This is a genomic window from Kitasatospora sp. NPDC059973 (assembly GCF_042737525.1).
Classification (GTDB): domain Bacteria; phylum Actinomycetota; class Actinomycetes; order Streptomycetales; family Streptomycetaceae; genus Kitasatospora.
On the sequence record NZ_JBHWUI010000032.1, the window covers coordinates 17,284 to 34,909 of the forward strand.

The 17,626-nt window shown below is 75.0% G+C and carries 17 protein-coding genes; 10 read left to right on the forward strand and 7 right to left on the reverse strand.

Features of this window, described 5'->3' with window-relative positions:
- The first annotated feature begins 30 nt into the window (after positions 1 to 30).
- The gene (locus ACFWA9_RS11830; protein ID WP_359836948.1) at positions 31 to 603 is read left to right on the forward strand and encodes a hypothetical protein; all 573 of its coding nucleotides are present in this window, start codon (positions 31 to 33) and stop codon (positions 601 to 603) included.
- On the opposite strand, the gene ACFWA9_RS11835 is transcribed toward ACFWA9_RS11830, so the two are convergent.
- From ACFWA9_RS11835 to ACFWA9_RS11860, 6 genes are all read right to left on the reverse strand, one after another.
- Entirely contained in the window at positions 594 to 1,793 is a 1,200-nt protein-coding gene (locus ACFWA9_RS11835; protein WP_380385924.1) for an AI-2E family transporter, read from the reverse strand. The two genes, ACFWA9_RS11830 and ACFWA9_RS11835, sit on opposite strands and share 10 nt — an antisense overlap.
- A 258-nt stretch (positions 1,794 to 2,051) precedes the next feature.
- Positions 2,052 to 3,158, reverse strand: coding sequence for a winged helix DNA-binding domain-containing protein (locus ACFWA9_RS11840; protein ID WP_380385927.1), 1,107 nt, complete (start codon positions 3,156 to 3,158; stop codon positions 2,052 to 2,054).
- Complete coding sequence (locus tag ACFWA9_RS11845; protein ID WP_380385929.1) at positions 3,155 to 3,880, reverse strand: glycerophosphodiester phosphodiesterase; 726 nt, start codon at positions 3,878 to 3,880, stop codon at positions 3,155 to 3,157. Before ACFWA9_RS11845 ends, ACFWA9_RS11840 begins: the two co-directional genes overlap by 4 nt.
- An 8-nt stretch (positions 3,881 to 3,888) precedes the next feature.
- Positions 3,889 to 4,335 (reverse strand): hypothetical protein, encoded by a 447-nt coding sequence (locus tag ACFWA9_RS11850; protein WP_352292314.1) that lies wholly within the window; start codon positions 4,333 to 4,335, stop codon positions 3,889 to 3,891.
- A 66-nt stretch (positions 4,336 to 4,401) separates the two neighbouring features.
- On the reverse strand, positions 4,402 to 4,818 hold the full coding sequence (locus ACFWA9_RS11855) for a TOBE domain-containing protein (protein ID WP_352292316.1): 417 nt from the start codon (positions 4,816 to 4,818) through the stop codon (positions 4,402 to 4,404).
- A gap of 195 nt (positions 4,819 to 5,013) precedes the next feature.
- Positions 5,014 to 6,207, reverse strand: a complete 1,194-nt coding sequence (locus ACFWA9_RS11860) for an ROK family transcriptional regulator (RefSeq protein ID WP_380385933.1) — start codon at positions 6,205 to 6,207, stop codon at positions 5,014 to 5,016.
- 157 nt (positions 6,208 to 6,364) lie between these two features.
- Between ACFWA9_RS11860 and ACFWA9_RS11865 the strand changes: the two genes are divergently transcribed.
- The 9 genes from ACFWA9_RS11865 (at position 6,365) to ACFWA9_RS11905 (ending at position 14,993) form a co-directional block, all read left to right on the forward strand.
- The gene (locus tag ACFWA9_RS11865) at positions 6,365 to 7,639 is read left to right on the forward strand and encodes an MFS transporter (RefSeq protein ID WP_380385936.1); all 1,275 of its coding nucleotides are present in this window, start codon (positions 6,365 to 6,367) and stop codon (positions 7,637 to 7,639) included.
- A 123-nt stretch (positions 7,640 to 7,762) separates the two neighbouring features.
- The gene (locus ACFWA9_RS11870) at positions 7,763 to 9,136 is read left to right on the forward strand and encodes an RICIN domain-containing protein (protein ID WP_380385939.1); all 1,374 of its coding nucleotides are present in this window, start codon (positions 7,763 to 7,765) and stop codon (positions 9,134 to 9,136) included.
- An 85-nt stretch (positions 9,137 to 9,221) separates the two neighbouring features.
- Complete coding sequence (locus tag ACFWA9_RS11875; protein WP_380385942.1) at positions 9,222 to 9,764, forward strand: RICIN domain-containing protein; 543 nt, start codon at positions 9,222 to 9,224, stop codon at positions 9,762 to 9,764.
- Positions 9,765 to 9,807: 43 nt separating this feature from the next.
- Complete coding sequence (locus ACFWA9_RS11880) at positions 9,808 to 10,377, forward strand: RICIN domain-containing protein (RefSeq protein ID WP_380385945.1); 570 nt, start codon at positions 9,808 to 9,810, stop codon at positions 10,375 to 10,377.
- A gap of 141 nt (positions 10,378 to 10,518) precedes the next feature.
- Positions 10,519 to 11,253: a TVP38/TMEM64 family protein gene (locus ACFWA9_RS11885; RefSeq protein WP_380385948.1), complete on the forward strand. Its 735-nt coding sequence runs from the start codon at positions 10,519 to 10,521 to the stop codon at positions 11,251 to 11,253.
- 101 nt (positions 11,254 to 11,354) lie between these two features.
- Positions 11,355 to 11,885 (forward strand): DinB family protein, encoded by a 531-nt coding sequence (locus tag ACFWA9_RS11890; RefSeq protein ID WP_329486139.1) that lies wholly within the window; start codon positions 11,355 to 11,357, stop codon positions 11,883 to 11,885.
- Positions 11,886 to 12,153: 268 nt separating this feature from the next.
- On the forward strand, positions 12,154 to 12,546 hold the full coding sequence (locus ACFWA9_RS11895) for a cell division protein SepF (protein ID WP_329486140.1): 393 nt from the start codon (positions 12,154 to 12,156) through the stop codon (positions 12,544 to 12,546).
- Positions 12,547 to 12,801: 255 nt separating this feature from the next.
- Positions 12,802 to 13,356, forward strand: a complete 555-nt coding sequence (locus ACFWA9_RS11900; protein ID WP_352292334.1) for a helix-turn-helix domain-containing protein — start codon at positions 12,802 to 12,804, stop codon at positions 13,354 to 13,356.
- Between the two features lie 65 nt (positions 13,357 to 13,421).
- The gene (locus tag ACFWA9_RS11905; RefSeq protein ID WP_380385953.1) at positions 13,422 to 14,993 is read left to right on the forward strand and encodes an MFS transporter; all 1,572 of its coding nucleotides are present in this window, start codon (positions 13,422 to 13,424) and stop codon (positions 14,991 to 14,993) included.
- Between the two features lie 64 nt (positions 14,994 to 15,057).
- Here the strand turns inward: ACFWA9_RS11905 and ACFWA9_RS11910 are convergent, their stop codons facing one another.
- Complete coding sequence (locus ACFWA9_RS11910; RefSeq protein ID WP_352292338.1) at positions 15,058 to 17,523, reverse strand: SpoIIE family protein phosphatase; 2,466 nt, start codon at positions 17,521 to 17,523, stop codon at positions 15,058 to 15,060.
- Positions 17,524 to 17,626 lie beyond the last annotated feature (103 nt).

Consider the following 17,626-nt stretch of genomic DNA (forward strand, 5'->3'; position numbering starts at 1 on the left):
TGTCGGTGGCGTCGTCTACCGTCCTGGGCCATGGGGATCTACCTGGTGAGCGTGGCCGCCGACGACTGGCGCGACGAGGAGGTGCTCGGGCCGGTGGCCGGGGCGGTCGACGCCGAGCTGGGCCGGCGCGGCCTGGCGCCGTTCGTCTGTCCGGAGCCCGTCCGGGCCGGGCGGCGCCCCGGCACCCGGTTCGAGGAGAAGCTCCACCGTCCGATCGGCAGCTTCGACCGGCTCTGCCGGGCGCGGTCCGACGACACCCACGAGGCGCTGCTCGGCTGGGAGGTGCTGCTGCCGGTCGACCTCGCCGACTCCGTGGTCCTGCCGGCGCGGTCGGAGGACGACGACCCGACGACGGTCGGCGGCGCCCGGCGCGCGCTCGCCGCCGCCCGGCGCCTCGCCGACCGGCTCGCGCTGCCCGCCGGGATACCCGAGCACTGCGACGGCCTCGACCTGGGCCGCTGGTTCGACGGCCCGGCGGCCGTCGCGGCCGCCACCGCCCCCGGCCCCTGGAGCGAGGACCTGGACGCCGCCTACTACACCGCGGTCTACCTGCGGGCGGCCGAGCACGCGCTCCGGCGCGGCTGCCCGGTGGCCTACTCCTGACCCGGCTCCCCGCCGGCGTCCCCGTCCCCGTCCCCGTCCCCGTCCTCGCGCTCGCCCCCGCCCGCGCCCGCCGGAGCCGCCCCGCGTGGGCCGCGGCCGACGGGGTCCGCGGTGCCGCGCAGGACGGAGACCACGCCCACCCCGGCGGCGCAGATCGGGACGGCCAGCAGCGCCCCCAGGATGCCCGCGATTCCGGCACCCGCCACCACGGCGACCATGATGGTGGCCGGGTGCAGCTCGACGGTGCGGCTCTGGATCACGGGCTGGAGGATGTTCCCCTCGACGACCTGGACGGCGAGGACGATGCCGAGCGCCCAGAGCGCCGTCCCCAGCCCTCCGTCGGCCAGCGCGACCAGGACGGCGACCGTCCCGGAGAGGAAGGCCCCGACGAACGGGATGTACGCGCCCATGAACACCAGCGCGCCGAGCCCGGGCGCCCCGGGGATGTCGAGCACGAGCAGGCCGACGGTGATGAAGAAGGCGTCGATCAGGGCGATCAGGGTGGTGCCCCGCATGAAGCCGGCCATCGCCTCGAACGCCCGGTCCGCGCAGGCGACGACCGTCTCGGCGCCGCCGCCCGGGAGGTGCGCGCGGAGCGCCTCCGGGGTGCGGTGGCCGTCGCGGAGGAAGAAGAAGACCAGGGCGAGCGCCAGCACGGCGCCGGTGAGGATCTGGGTGGCCAGGCCGAGGCCGGAGAGCACGCCGTTGGTCACCGTGGAGATCAGCGAGCTGGTCTCGCCCGAGGCGTTGTCCAGCGCGTGGCGGATCTTCTCGCCGACCGGTCCGAGCCAGTCGGCGAGCCGGTCGCCGGCCTCCTGAAGCGACTCGGCGATCTGCGGGGCGCTGTGCACCAGCGAGTTGACCAGCAGGGCGATCACCCCGCCGACGGCGGCGACCAGGAGGGCGCAGGTCAGCCCGGCGGCGGCGCCGCGGCCGAGCCCGCGGCGGACCAGCCACGGCATCACGGGGTAGAGCAGCGAGGTGCCGAGCAGCGCCAGGATGACCGGCACGGTCGCCGCGCGCAGTTCGACCAGGGCGAAGACGACCAGCGAGGCGACGGTGATCAGGAGGATGACCGCGACCGACCAGGCGGCCGCCGCCCGGACCGGGGGCGGCAGCATCAGATAGGGCCTGCGGTGGTCCGCCCACCGCTCGCCGGGAGCCCTGTCGGGCGGAAGCTCCCCCGCCATGTCCACCTCCGCCTGGCTCGACCGGTCCAATTTCCCCATCTCAGCAGATGATCTGACCGATCGCCCGTTATGTCCGACCCCTGGCGTGCCCGGCGCGACCGCGCGGCGGGATCGGGCTTCCGGACGTCCACGCCCGTCGCCGACCACCGGCAGAGCCGATTCAACCGGCCCCGCCCCGGCCGGGCCCGGAGGAATCGCGGAGCCTCACCCCATCGGGAACGGCGCCTCGCACCCCTGTGGCCCGGTCGAACGCCGGACCTAACCGGCCTCCTCGAAGCGGACCGCCCCGCCCCCGCCGGCGAAGGCCAGCACCCGCTCGGCCTCCGCCTCCGCCTCCCGTCGGTCACCCCGGCCGAGCGCCGCGAACGGACGGACCGCCACCGCCCGCTCACCGGCCGGGCCCTCGGTCAGCTGCCAGCTCCCGGCGACCAGGCCGTCGACCAGCACCGTCCCGAGCACGATGCCGTTCTGCGTCATCACCCGCGGCCGGTACTCCTCGGGCAGCACCCGGGTGCGGTCGGCGTGCGAGAGCAGCAGGTTGTCGAAGGGCGCCAGCAACCGCACGGGCGCCGGGACGGCCGGGTCGGGCCGGGGCGCCCCCGGCAGGTCGTACAGCAGCCGGCCGTGCTCGTCGCGGAAGGTGACCAGCTCCGGCGCGAGCCGCTTCAGCACCGCGCCCAGCCGGCTGAGCCCGCACCACTTCTGCAGGTCGGCGACGGTCGCCGGCCCGAAGGCGGCCAGGTAGCGCAGGGCCAGCGCGTCCAGCGAGGGCGCCGGGTCCAAGGGCCGGCCCAGCCAGGACTCGGCGGTGGTGTGCGCCGCCGCCCCGCTCCGGCCCCAGAGGCCGCGCGGCGGCACCTGGACGAGCGGTAGCAGGCAGCGCGCGGCCTGGGCCAGGGCGGCGGGGTCGCGGTCGGGCCGGCCGGCGGCGAGCACCCCGCCGAGCTGCTGGAAGGTCAGCGGCCGCTCCTCCAGCAGCACCCGCGCCTCGTCGGCGAGCGCGGTGAGGTCCAGCCCGGCGAGCCGCTTGCCGTAGGCGGAGCGCAGGCCCTGGTCGAGCACCGGCTGGACGAGCGGGCGCAGCGTCCGGCAGTCGTCCGCCGTCACCAGGTGGATGGTGCCGCGGTGGAGCGCGATCCGGACCACCTCGCGCCGCTGGAACAGGTCGTCGAGCAGGTCGGGCGTGAAGCCCTCCAGCCGGCTGAGCAGCCCCAGGTAGGGCGGCTGCGGCACGGCCTGGGCCTGCAGCCCGCCCAGGTGGCCGACCATCGCGGCCGGCGTCATGGCGCTGCGGGCGAGCAGGTGCTGACGGGCCAGCAGGGCGCGGCCGAGCGCGCGGGTCCCGAGGACGGGCGGTCCGGTCACCGGCGGCCGTCCAGCACGTCGCGCAGCACGCCGATCCGGTTGCTGGTGATCGAGTCCACCCCGGCGGCGCGCAGCCGGCGCATGGTGCGGCGCAGGTCCGCGGTCCAGGTGGAGACGGCGAGGCCGGCGCCGTGGGCGGCGGCGGTGAACTCGGCGGTGGCCAGGCCGAACGGCGGGTTGAGGTAGCGCGGGCGCAGGTCGTCCAGCAGGGCGCGGGCGGGCAGTCGCGGCTGCTTCCAGGTCAGCGCGATCTCGGCGTCGGGGGCGAGCGCGCGGACGGCGAGCATCGCGGTGGCGGGCCCGCAGAAGCCGACCCGGTGCTCGGCGCCGAGTCCGGTGACGGCCTCCCAGGCGGCGGCGACGGGGTGCGGGTCGTCCAGGTCGATCAGCAGCCGGGCGGCCGGGCAGGCGGCCGCGGCCTTGAGCGCCTCGGCGAGCGTGGGCACGGCGAGGTCGCCGTCGCGCAGCTCGTCGAGCTGGTCGAGGGTGACCCGGCGGAGGGCGCGGGGATCGCCCCAGAGCCGTTCGAGGGTCGCGTCGTGCAGCAGGACGGGCACGCCGTCGCGGGTGAGCCGGACGTCGACCTCCACCGCGTCGGCGCCGGCGGCCAGCGCGGACTCGACGGAGGGCAGGGTGTTCTCGCGGTACCGGTACGGGTCGCCCCGGTGGGCGACGGCGAGCACCGGGCGACGGGTGGCGTTCGAGCCGGCGGTGGGTTTCATCGGAGCCCTCATCGGATCAGCCCCGCGAGCCACGGGGACAGGTACTGGTGGGTGACGGACTCGCGGTAGCTCGGCTCGCCCGGCACGGTGACGATCAGCGTGCAGGACGGCGGGAAGGTCCGCTGCTTCACGTGGACCAGCCCGCTCCAGACCGCGTCGAGGAAGGCGGGCACGCTGTCGCGCGGCACGTCGAAGGCGATGTCCTCGACGGTGACGACCGCCTCGTCGTGGACGAAGAGCCGGACGGTGAGCCCGGGGCGGCCGGTGATCTCCAGCAGCGCCTCGTGCGGGATCGCGTCGAGTCCTTCGGCGCGGTCGTGGCCCCCGACCAGTCCGGCGAAGGTCTGGTCGCGCCCGATGTCGTGGGAGGCGCGCACCTCGCGGCCGTGCCGGGCGGCCATCGCCTCGACCGCGAACACGGCGCTCTGGGTGGACGGCAGCGGCGGGTGGGGCATCGAGTGGCGGTCCTCTCGTCGGCGGGGTTCGGCTGTGCGCTCGCCCGGCTCTCCCCGGGCGGGTGGTCAGCGCAGTTCGACCATCACATTGGTCGACTTGATGACCGCCGTCGCGGGCGCTCCGGGCACCAGCCGGAGCTCCTCCGCCGACTCCCGGCTGATCAGCGAGACCACCCGGAACGGCCCGGCCTGGATCTCGACCTGCGCGGCCACGTCACCGAGCACCACATCGGTGACGATGCCGGGGAACCGGTTGCGGGCCGAGGACGGCCGCCCCTCGGCCTCGGCGTTCTCGGGCCGGGCGAGCTCCCGGGCGAAGGCGGCCAACTGGGCGCCGGGGATGATCCGGTGGCCGTGCTCGTCCCGCTCGGCCGCGACCCGGCCGGCGTCCACCCAGCGCCGCATGGTGTCCGAGCTCACGCCGAGCATCGCCGCGGCCTCGCCGATCCGGTACGGGTGGACCGGCGCGTCGGACTGGCCCATGTGCGACTCCTGACGGTGGTTCGGTAGCACGTCCGGTGGCACGTGCGGTGTCACGTGTGACACCCCGTCCGGTCTCCCGGCGGGGCGGCGGCGCGCGTCCGGCCGCCCCCGCCATCCTGCCGTACCGGCCGCCCGCCCGGCCAAGCGGAGCACCGTACGCCCGCCGGGGCCGCCCCCGCGCCCGGTCCGGTGCGCCTAGGGCTCGCCGAAGAGGTCGCGCCGGACGGCGTCGCCGGCGGTGAGGACGGCGCCGGCGAGCACCGCGCCGCCGCCCGCCGTACCGGCCCGGACCTCGGTGCGCAGCGGGGAGAGCCCGGCCAGGCGGCGTTCGACCCGGCCGGCGAATTCGGCGCCGCCGGCCCGGCCGACCTCGCCGCCGAGGACGACGCAGCCCGGGTCGAGGACGACGCAGACCGCCGAGGCGCCGACCGCGATCCGCTCGGCCAGCTCGTCCAGGAACGGCCCGCCCGGCTCGCCCTCGCCGCACGCGCCGAGCGCCGTCCGGACGACGGCCTCCGCGGCCGCGGCGTCGTCGGCCGGGCCGGCGGGCAGACCGTGGGCGCGGGCGAGGCCGCAGACCGCCGCGCTGCCGACCAGGCCGTGGAACCCGCCCTCGCACCCGGCGGCGCTGGGCAGGCCCGCGGTGCCGGGGACGGGCAGGAAGCAGATCTCGCCGGTGCCGCCGGAGGCGCCGCGGCGCAGCCTCCCGTCGAGGATCACCGCGGCGCCGACGCTGTGGCCGAGCCAGATCAGGACGAAGGTCTGCTGCCCCCGGGCGACGCCGATCCGGTACTCGGCGCGGCCGGCCAGGTTGACCTCGTTCTCCAGGATCACCTCGGTGCCGGGCAGTGCCTCCAGGGCGGTGAGCAGTTCGGCGTGCCAGCTCGGCAGCGCACCGGTGCTGTAGAGCCGGCCGGTGGCGGGGGCGACCAGTCCGGGGGCACCGACGGCGACGGTGTGCAGCCGGTCCACGCCGGCCCGGCCCGCGGTCTCGCGCAGGGTGCGGACGATCCGTTCCGCCGTACCGGCGTCGCCCCGGCCCTCGACCGCCAGCTCGGCGGAGGCCAGGGTGTGCCCGGTCAGGTCGGCGACGACCAGGCTGACCCCGCCCGCCCGGACGTCGATCGCGGCGAGGTGGGCGCGCGAGGCGACCAGCGCGTACAGCCGGGCGTTGGGGCCGCGCCGCTGCTCGCCGCGCTCGCCGACCACGGCGACCAGGCCGGTCCGCTGCAGTCGTTCCAGCAGGTCGGCGACGGTGGGCCGGGAGAGCCCGGTGAGGTCGCGGAGCTCGGTGGCGGTCAGTGGCCCCTGGTCGAGCAGCAGGTTGAGCGCCAGCCGGTCGTTGATCGCCCGGGCGGTGCTCGGCGTGGCCGTACGCACGGTGGTCATGGGCGTCATCCTTCCAGAGTGTTTCTATCAGGGTCCCTTCCTGATAATTTATCGGACGACGACGCCCGCGCACGAACCACGCGATGGCGGGCATCACTCCACAGGAACCACCCACAGGGCACCGTCGCGCCACGGCGCGGCCGGGAGGGAACACCGGATGACCGACAGCCTGACCACAGGACCACCCCACGGCCGGCCGGCCGCCGGGCCCCTGGCGCACCCGCGCCGCGCCAGGGCGAGCATCGCGCTGGTCTTCGCCGTGCACGGCGCGGTCGGCGGCACCTTCGTCACCCGCATCCCCTGGCTCCAGGACCGGCTGGACCTCTCCCCCGGCCAGCTCGGGCTCGCCCTGGTGATGCCGGCCATCGGCTCCTCCCTCGCGATGCCGCTGGCCGGCCGGTTCGTCCACCGCTACGGGGGCCGGGCCGCGGTGCGCGGACTGCTGTCGATCTGGTGCCTGGCGCTCACCCTCCCCGCCCTCGCCCCCTCGCTGCCGCTGCTCTGCCTGTTCCTGCTCGCCTACGGTGCGACGGCGGGCATGGCGGACGTGGCGATGAACGCCCAGGGCGTGGAGGTCGAACAGCGGCTGGGCCGCTCGATCATGTCCGGACTGCACGGGATGTGGAGCGCGGGCGGGCTGGTGGCCTCGGCCTTCGGCATCCTCGCCGCCCACCAGGACCTCGACGCCCGGCTCCAGCTGGCCGTCACCGCCGTGGTGCTCCTCTGCCTGGCCCAGCCGGTCTGCCGGGGCCTGCCCGACCTGCGGGCGGCCGAGGAGGACGAGGCCCCGCCGCGCTTCGCCCTGCCGCCGCGCAGCTCGCTCGTGATCGGCCTGGTGGGCTTCTGCGCGGTGTTCGCCGAGGGCGCCTCGATGGACTGGAGCGGCGTCTACCTCAAGGACGTCACCGGCGCCTCGGCCACCGTCGCGGCCGCCTCGTACACCGCGTTCGCGCTCACCATGGCCGTCAGCCGGCTGGCGGGCGACGCGGCGATCCGCCGCCTGGGCGCCGTGCGGGCGACCAGGATCAGCGGCGCGGTCGCCACCACGGGCGGCGTCCTGGTGGTCCTCGCCGACAGCCCGGCCCCGGCCATCGCGGGATTCGCGCTGATCGGCATCGGCATCGCGGTCGTCGTCCCGCTCGCCTTCGCGGCCGCCGGACGGATCGGCACCAACCCCAGCCAGGCCATCGCCGGCGTCGCGACGGTCACCTACACCTCGGGCCTGGTGGCGCCGGCCATCATCGGGGCGCTCGCCCAGGCCACCTCGCTCACCGTCTCCTTCGGCGTGGTCGCGGCGCTCGCCTTCGCCCTGCTGCTGAGCGCCGGCGCCCTGCGCCGGGCCGAACCGGGCGCCGGGGCGGCGGCCACCGACCACCCGCCGACCACCGGGAAGCGGGCCACCGAAAACGTGATCGCACCGTCCTCGAAATAGCCTTGCCAAGGTAATTCCCGGGCGATATGCTGGCCCCGCACAATTGAATTCTTCGCTAATATCGCCGACTGCCGGATGCATGGAGCATCCGGCAGTTCCGCGACCAGTGGAGGAATTCTCCCCGTGTGCTACGACGCCGACTCCGCGCCCCCCGCCTTCACCCCCGCGGGCAGCGCCCTGGCCGAATCCACCGATCTCACCCTCGTCTCGGGCGACGGCACGGAATTCGCCGCCTTCCTGGCCCGGCCGGTCCGGCCGACCGGCCGCGGCGTACTCGTCCTGCCGGACAACCGGGGCCTTTCCGATTTCTACCGGGCGACCGCCGTCCGGCTCGCCGAACAGGGCCACCCGGCACTCGCCGTCGATTACTACGGGCGCACCGCCGGCGCCGCGCCGCGGGAGCGCGGGCCGGAATTCGGCGAGCTCCCGCACCTGCTGCCGCACCTGCTCGCCCTCACCCCGGACGGCCTCGACGCCGACCTCACCGCGGGCATCGGCCGGCTGCGCGCGACCGGCGTCACCGAGGTCGTCGCCCTGGGCTTCTGCTTCGGCGGCCGCCAGGCGTTCCGGGCCGCCGCCCCCCGGTTCGGCCTCGCCGGTGTGGTCGGCTACTACGGCTACCCCGACGCCATCAACGGCGCCCCCGGCCCCACCCAGCTCGCCCCCGGCCTGACCGCCCCCGTGCTCGCCTTCTGGGGCGGCGCCGACGAGCACATCCCCGCCGGGACGGTCGCCGCCTTCGACGCGGCCCTCACGGCAGCCGGCTGTTCACACGAGTTCATGACTTTCCTCAGGCGCCGCACAACTTTTTCGAACTGGGCGCCGTCGAACACACCGACGCGGCCAGGGAGTCCTGGCTGCGCCTGCTGGCCTTCGCCGCCGCCCCGGGCCCGTCCGGAGCGGCCTGACCCGGCCGGCGACCGTCACGTCCACAGCACAGGGGGACTCATGACCGGCCGAACCAGCAGCAAGCGACGCGTCGGCTCCGCCGCCGCCGTCGTCACCCTCGCCCTCGGCGGCGCCCTGGCGGCCGCCGCGCCCGCCTCGGCGGCGGGAATGAACTACAAGCCGATCAGCACCGCCACCGACGTCGAGGTCCGGGTGCAGTCGAGCGGCAAGTGCCTGGAGGTCGCCGACTGGCGCACCGACGACGGCGCCCCGGTCCGCCAGTGGACCTGCACCGGCGGCGACAACCAGAAGTGGCGGTTCACCGACGGCTACGCCGTCAACGTCCACAGCGGCAAGTGCCTGGAGATCCCCGGCTACTCCACCGCACCGGCCGCCCGGGCCGACCAGTGGACCTGCGACAAGGGCGCCAACCAGCGCTGGGGGGTCGTCAACGACAGCCAGGGCTCGCTGGCCGTCGTCAACTTCCACAGCGACCTCGTGCTCGACGTCAACAGCGGGACCGCCGCCGACGGTGCCCCGGTGATCCAGTGGTACCCGACCGGCGTGTCCAACCAGCGCTGGTACTTCAACCCGTCCGTGGTGCTGTAGAGCCGGCCCCGCCCCGGCGGGGAGCACCGCCACCCCGCCGGGCACCCCGGCAGACCCGAGCACCGCACCGACCCAGGGGGACCAGATGACCGACCGCTCCACCACGGGGCGACGCCTCGTCCCGACCGTCACCGCCCTCGCCCTCGCCACCGGCCTGGCCGTCGCCGCACCGGCCGGCCCGGCCCGGGCGGCGACCTCCGCCCCCTTCCAGATCGGGAACCTCGCCACCTACAAGTGCCTGGAGGCGGCCGACTGGCGCACCGACGACGGCGCCCCGGTCCGCCAGTGGACCTGCACCGGCGGCGACAACCAGAAGTGGGTCTGGACCGACGCCGACCAGCTCGTCAACGTCCACAGCGGCAAGTGCCTGGAGATCCCGGGGTACAGCGGCGACCCCGGCACCGCGGTCGGCCAGTGGACCTGCAACGGCGGCGCGAACCAGGGCTGGAGCGACGCGAGCCGGCTGCACAGCGGGCTCCGCCACCTCGTCAACGCCCACAGCGGCCGTTACCTCGACGTGGCCGGTGGCAGCGCCGCCGACGGCGCGCCGGTGATCCAGTGGGGCCTCAACGGGGCGGACAACCAGGTCTGGTACTACTCGCCGTTCCCGCCCGGACCGCACCACTGACCATGCCGAAGCCTGCCCGACCACCCGACACCAGGGGGATCCGATGACCGTGCTCCGCACCGCTCAGCTCCGCACCTCTCCGCTCCGGCGCCTCGGCGCGGCCACCGCGGCGCTCGCCGCGGCCGGCGTGCTCACCGCCGCCGTCCCGACCACGGCACAGGCCTCCGTCCCGGTCGTCGTGACCAGCCCGACCGAGGTCCGCAACGCCATCACCAACAAGTGCCTGGAAGTCGCCGACTGGCGCACCGACGACGGCGCCCCGGTCCGCCAGTGGACCTGCACCGGCGGCGACAACCAGAAGTGGGCCTGGACCGACGCGAACCAGCTCGTCAACGTCCACAGCGGCAAGTGCCTGGAGATCCCCGGCTTCAGCACCGCCTGGGGCGTCCAGGCCGACCAGTGGGACTGCAACGGCGGGCTCAACCAGATCTGGTCGGAGACCGTCGTCCACCACAGCGGCATCCGCTCGCTGACCAACCGCAGCAGCGGCCTCGTGCTGGACCTCCCCGGGACCAACCCCGCCGACGGCACCCCGATCATCCAGTGGGAGCGCAACTACGGCTTCAACCAGGCCTGGATCTACTCCCCCGCCCAGCACGGCACGCACAGCTGACCGGCGGCCGCGTCAGAAGCCGCCGCCTCCGGGCCGCCGGTGACCGGCCGGTCGCCGGGGGGGGTCACCAGGCGGTCACCGGGGCGGTCACGGGGTGAACCCACCGCCCGGAGCACCGGGCCGCCCGGTTAGGCTCGGGCGGTGCCCGCACCCGCTCCCGCACCCGCACCGCCCGCGCCCCCGCCGACGCCCGACCCGACGCCGCCCCGGCCCGCGTCGTGGCTGCGCTCGCCCTGGCCGCGGTTCGCCCTGCTGGTGGTGATCCTCGCCGCGGCGGCCGGCTCGCTGCTGCTCTGGAGCCCGTCGGCGCTGCTCTCCGACGGGCTCCCGGCCGGGGTGCCGGGGTACTGGCTGGCACCCGCGTTCACCGCGGTCTACGCGGTCGGCACGCTGGCCTTCGTACCCCGCCCGGCGCTCAACGCGGCGGCGGGACTGCTGCTCGGCATCCAGCAGGGCATCCTGCTGGCCGTGCTCGGCACCACCCTGGGCGCGGCGGCGGCCTTCGCCCTGGGCCGGCTGCTCGGCCGCGACGCCCTCCGCCCCTATCTGCGCGGGCGCCTGCTGACCGCGCTGGACCGGCGGTTCACCGAGCAGGGGTTCCGCAGCGTGCTGCTGCTGCGTCTGCTGCCCGGGCTCCCGTTCCAGGCCGGCAACTACGGCGCCGCGTTCTCCGGCGTGCGGTTCCTGCCGTTCCTGACCGCCACCGCGATCGGCGTGGTACCGACCACGGCGGTGTACGTCACGGCCGCGGCCAGCGCCGGGAAGCCGGGTTCGGCCGCCTTCCTGCTGTCGGCCGGCGCGATCGCCGTCCTGGCCGTCGGCAGCCTGGTGTCGGTGTGGCGGGCCGCCGCCCGCCGCCGCGTCCCGCAGGCCTGAGCCGGACAACCCGGCCGACGGCCCGGCGCGCCCGGCGTACCCGGCGCGCCCACCGACTATTCGGTCGCCCCGGCCCCACCGGGTACGCCAGGATGGCCGCCATGACCAACGACCCGATCCCCGCCGTCGACCGGCCCGAGCCCCCGTTCGCGGCGGACGAGACGGCGATGCTCACCGCGTGGCTGGAGTTCCACCGCGCCACCCTCGCCCGCAAGTGCGAGGGGCTGGGCGCCGACCAACTGCGGCTGCGCGCCGTCCCGCCGTCCTCGCTCTCGCTGCTCGGCCTGGTCCGGCACATGGCGGAGGTCGAGCGCTACTGGTTCCGGATCATCCTGCTCGGCGAGGAGCCCGGCACCGCGGGTCTCTACTGGACCGAGCAGCACCCGGACGGCGACTTCGACTTCGTCGACTCCGCCGACGCCGCGGAGGACTTCGCCACCTGGCAGGGGCAGATCACGGCCGCCCGGGCCGCCTGCGAGGGCCTGCCGCCGGAGACGGTCGGCAAGCGACCGCGCCAGGGACGGGAGGTGACGCTCCGCTGGATCCTGGTCCACATGATCGAGGAGTACGCCCGGCACAACGGTCACGCGGATCTGCTGCGCGAATTGGTCGACGGCGTCACCGGCGAGTGAAATCGTTCCCACATCGTTGACAGAAGGTCAATTCGGCGGTGACCACGACCGATATGGTCTACGCGCGCAACCGTCCGCCGTTCCGCTGCGTCGCAACTGTTGCCCGGGTTCGCCCGGGTTTCCGGCGCGGCACGACTCGTACGGGGGTCGCGAGCGGGCACGGGACCGGTGATCAGTGCGATACTCGGACAGTTCCGACGAGTGGATGACGTGTCAAAAGGACACGCGCACCGGGGGACCTGTACGGAACGAGGCAGGGAGGCGCGGCATGGGAGCACTTCGCGACGAGCACCACAACGGGTGGCTGATGCCCTCCGGGAACTACCCGGCCGCGGTGTACGACGACGAGTGGATCGAGCAGGAGACGGTACCGTCCTCCCCGGCTCCCACGAAGATCGTCTCCCTGCGGCCGACGGGCTTCGAGGCCGCGCGAACGGTCGGCGAGCACATCCGGGCGAGCATCCCGGTGGTCATGGACCTCACCGAGATGGACGAGGCCGAGGCCAAGCGCATGGTCGACTTCGCCTCCGGGCTGATCTTCGGCACCTGCGGCGGGATCGAGCGGATCGCCCGCCGGGTCTTCCTGCTCACGCCGGCGGACGTCGAGGTGATGGTCATCGACCGACCGCTGGACGAGACCGGGTTCTACAACCAGAGCTGACCGGCAGCGATCGCCGGCACCAGACCCGCGACCGGGGACGGCCACCGCCGTCCCCGGTTTTGCATGCCCGGACGCCCACCGGGCCCGGCCCCACTGGTTCCGTGCCCCGCCAGCCCCACCGGTCCACCAGCCCCACCGGTCCACCGGCCCTGCGGCCCACCGGCCCCACGGACCCCGCCACGACACCGGGGCCTCGACTGAGGCATCCAAGAAAAGATTGAGACACGGACGTCTCATTTGGCGTAGACTGGCCCCATGGCCACCGACCGCGACTCTGTCCTCGAAGCCGCTGTGGGCGTGCTCTCCCGCCGCCCGACCGCCCACCTGGACGAGATCGCCCGGGCCGCGGGCATCAGCCGCGCCACGCTGCACCGGCTCTTCCCCGGCCGCGAGGCGCTGATCCGCGAGGTCGGCCTGCTCGGCCTGCGCACCTTCGGCGCCGCCCTGGACGCGGCCGCCGTCGAGGACGGCGACGCGCACGCCGCGCTGCGCCGCCTGGTCGACCGGATCGTGCCGGACGCCGCACTCTGCGCCTTCCTGGCCGGCGAGAACCAGCTGTACGACGACGAGGACATCAACGAGCTCTGGGACGCCCAGATCAGCCGGCTGCAGGCGCTCTTCCTGCGCGGCCAGCAGCAGGGCGTGTTCCGCGTCGAGCTCTCCGCCGGCTGGCTCAGCGAGGCCTTCTTCGACCTGGTGGCCGGCGTCGGCTGGGCCGTCCAGGACGGTCGGCTCGCCCCCCGGGACGGCGCCTTCTCGCTCGCCGAGCTCTTCCTCGGCGGCGCGCTGCGGCCGCCGCGGCCGCACTGAGCCCTCCACCCCACCCACAGCACCTCGGACCACAGGCCCGCACCAGCGGCCGGAAACCGATACCCATGAGCAGCACCGTCCTCACCCGCCCCCGCCAGCGCTGGATCGGCCTCGCCGTCCTCGTCCTGGCCGTGACCCTGGTCGCCGTCGACGCGACCGTCCTGTCCCTCGCGATACCGTCGATCAGCGAGACACTGCGCCCCAGCGGCACGCAGCTGCTCTGGATCGGCGACGCCTACTCCTTCGTGCTGGCCGGCCTGCTGGTCAGCATGGGTTCGCTGAGCGACCGGATCGGCCGCAAGAAGCTCCTGCTGGCCGGCTCCACCGCGTTCGGCGCCGCCTCGCTGCTGGCCGCCTACGCGCCCAGCGCCGGCTGGCTGATCCTGGCCCGCGCGCTGCTCGGCGTGGCCGGGGCGACCATCATGCCGTCCACCCTGTCGCTGATCCGCAGCCTCTTCCCGGACGACCGCGAGCGGGCCACCGCGATCGGCATCTGGGGCGCGGCCGCCACCGCCGGCGCCGCGCTCGGACCGGTGGTCGGCGGGGTGCTGCTGGAGCACTTCTGGTGGGGCTCGGTGTTCCTGCTGAACATCCCCGTCCTGGTGCTGCTGCTGGTCTTCGGGGCCTGGCTGCTGCCGGAGTCCAAGGACCCGAAGCCGGGCCGCTGGGACGTGCTGTCCGTGGTGCTCTCGCTGACCGGGGTGATCGCCGCGGTCTACGCGATCAAGGAGGCCGCCGCCCACGGCGTGGCGCGCTGGGACGTCCCGGTCGCGGCCGTGCTGGGCGCCGCCGCACTGACCGTCTTCGTCCGCCGCCAGCTGCGCCTGACCACCCCGCTGCTGGACGTCCGGCTCTTCTCGGACCGGCGCTTCACCGCGGCGGTGCTGGCCTCGCTCACCGCGCTGGTCGGGCTCTCCGGCGTGGTCTTCGTGACCTCGCAGTACCTGCAGCTGGTGCGCGGCTACGAGCCGCTCAAGGCCGGTCTGGCCGAGCTGCCGGCCTTCGCCGGAGCCGTGGTCGGCGGTCTGCTGACCGCCCGGCTGGCGCGGCGGGCGGGAGCCCGGGCCACCCTGACGCTGGGCCTGCTGGCCATGGGCACCGGCATCGGCCTGCTCGGCTGGGTGCAGCAGGACTCCACCTACCTGGTGCTCGCCGCGGCCTTCCTGATCGTCGGTACCGCCGAGGGCGTGGTCTACACGCTCGGCGCCGACCTGGTGCTGGGCGCCGCGCCGGCCGACAAGTCCGGCGCCGCCTCGGCGGTCTCCGAGACGGCCTACGAGCTGGGGACGGCGCTCGGCATCGCCCTGGTGGGCTCGGTGGTCGGCTCGCTCTACGCGAGCGGGCTGACCGTGCCGGCCGGGGCGGGCCAGGCCGCCGCCACCCAGGCCGGCGAGTCGCTCGGCGGCGCGGTCGAGGTGGCGCACGGTCTGCCGCAGACGCTGGCCGGTCCGCTGCTGGACAGCGCCCGTGACTCCTTCGTGCACGGCATGAACATCGCCGCGATCCTGGCCGGCGGGCTGCTGCTGGCCGCCTCGGCGCTCGCCTGGCGCCTGCTGCGGGGCCTGCCGAAGGCCGCCGACCGGGACCGGGCCGAGGCGGCGGCGCGGCAGCCCGACCGCGAGAAGGCGGCGCTCTGACCCCGGGCCGCGCGCGGGACCTCGCACCCCTCCCCGGGGTGCGAGGTCCCGCGCGTCGGTGCGCTCAACCGGTGCCGAACGGCAGCTCCAGCTCCGCCCAGACCACCTTGCCGTCCCTGGTCAGGCGGCTGCCCCAGCGCTGGGCCAGCTCGTTGACCAGGAACATCCCGCGCCCGCCCTCGTCCTGCTCGGCGAACGGGCGCAGCTGCGGCGTCTGGCCGCCGGAGTCGGCGACCTCCAGGGTGAGCACCCGGTCGCGGAAGAGCCGGAGCCGGCGCGGGGTGTCGGAGTAGAGCAGGGCGTTCGTGACCAGCTCGCTGACCAGCAGCTCGGCGTAGTCGGAGAGTGCGGACAGGCCCCAGCCGTCCAGCGTCGCGCGGGTGAAGCGGCGGGCCGTGCCGGGCAGCCGGCCGCCGCCGGTGAGCGAGAGGGTGGCGATCCGGTCCGAGGGCAGCGGCAGCACCCGGGCCATGATCATCGCGATGTCGTCGTCGGTGCCGTCGGTGACCAGCGCGCCGAGGACGGCGTCGCAGTTCTCCTCCAGGGTGCGGCCGGGGCCGGAGAGCGTGCGGGCGAGCAGGTCGATGCCGTCGTCGAGGTCCTGGCCGCGCCGCTCGACCAGGCCGTCGGTGTAGAGGGCCAGCAGGCCGCCCTCGGGGAGGGTGAAGCCGATCGACTCGAAGGCCACGCCGCCGACCCCGAGCGGGGCGCCGGGCGGCACGTCGATCCGGCGGGCGGTGCCGTCCGGCGCGACCGAGACCGGGGGCAGATGGCCCGCCGAGGCCACCTGCACCGTCCGCTCCAGCGGGTCGTAGACGGCGCAGATGCAGGTGGCGAACTGGCCCTCGCCGATCCCGGAGGCGGTCTCGTCCAGCCGGGTCAGCACCTGCTCGGGCGGCATGTCCAGGGTGGCCAGGGTCCGGGCGACGGTGCGCAGCTGGCCCATCGTGGCGGCGGCCCGGATGCCGTGGCCCATCACGTCGCCGACCACCAGCGCGACCCGGCCGCAGGAGAGCGGGACGACGTCGAACCAGTCGCCGCCGACCTCGCTGGTCATGCTGCTGGGCAGGTACCGGTAGGCGATCTCCAGGCCGAGCGTGCGGTGGATCTCCTGCGGCAGCAGGCTGCGCTGGAGGGTCAGCGCGGTCTCGCGCTCGCGCCGGTAGAGCCGGGCGTTGTCGATCGCGATCGCGGTGCGGGCGACCAGTTCCTCGGCGAGCGCGACATCGGCGTCGGTGAACGGCTCGGGGTTGCGCATCCGGATGAACTCGGAGCCGCCGAGCACCATGCCCCGGGCGGTCAGCGGCACCATCAGGTACGAGTGGATGCCGGCGCCGATGCCCGGTGCGACCCGCTCCTCGGTGGCGACCAGGCCGCGCAGCACGTCCTCGTCCACCTGGGCCCGCAGCAGCGGGCGGCCGCTGCGCAGGCACTGGGTGTAGCTGCGGTCGGGGGCGTACTCGGAGACGTCGCCGACGGTGTCGACGGCGTGGGCCAGGCCGGACTCGTAGGACTCGCCGACGGCCACGGCGCGCAGCTGGACGGAGCGGTCCTCGGGGATCGCTGCGGGCTCGGCGCCGCGCAGCACCGGCTCCAGCAGGTCGACGGTGGCGAAGTCGGCGAACCGGGGGACGACGGCCTCGATCAGCTCCTCCGCGGTGCGCTGGAGGTCGAGCGTGGTGCCGATCCGGGCGGTGGCCTCGGCGATGGTGGTGAGGCGTTCCTGCGCGCGGGCGGCGCGGGCCTCGGCCTGGAACCGCTCGGTGACGTCGATGATGGACGAACAGACGCCGAAGACCCGGCCGGTGGAGTCCTCCAGCCGGAAGTAGGAGGCGGACCAGGCCCGGTCGCGGCGCGGGTCGCCGGGGACGCGGCCGTGCGAGCGGGCGTCGACCACGGGACGGCCGGTGGTGAGCACCTGTCTCATGGTCTGTTCGATCTCGGCGCTGTTGATGCCGGGCAGGACGCCGCTGATCCGGCGTCCGAGGTGGTCCTCGACGGGGACGCCGTTCATCCGGGCCAGCGCCAGGTTGAGCCGGACGTAGCGCAGGTCGGTGTCGTAGACGGCCATGCCTATCGGGGACTGGCCGAAGATCCCGTCGAGGACGGCGAGGTCGGCCTCGACCCGGTGCAGGGCCTGGGTGTCCGAGGCGGTGGCGAGCAGCAGCAGGGTGCCGCCGGGGCCGGCTATCGGGTAGGTGCGGAACTCCAGCTCGACCACGTGGCCGTCGCGGTGGCGGACCGGGAAGACGCCGGACCAGCCCTTGCCGCTCATGATGCGCTCGAACAGGGCGAGCACCTCGGGGCGGTCGGTGCGGGCGGTGAGCAGCTGGGCGGCGTAGCTGCCGACGGCCTCCTCCGAGGAGAAGCCGAGCAGCGCCTCGGCGTCCTCGCTCCAGTGGAGGATGAGGCCGTCCTCCTGGAGCAGCGCGGTGGCGAGCGGGACGAGGCGATGGCCGTCCAGGCGTACGGAGGCTCCGCCCGGTGCGGGGCCGGCGGCGTCGGTCTCGTCCCATTCGTGTCCGTGCATGATCAGCCAGCACCCCGCGTTCGGCTCGTGTCCGGCCGGGCGGGGCCTCGTGGTCCGTGCCGGCCGGGGTTCTTCTCCAGACTGCACGGACATCGGCCGCCCG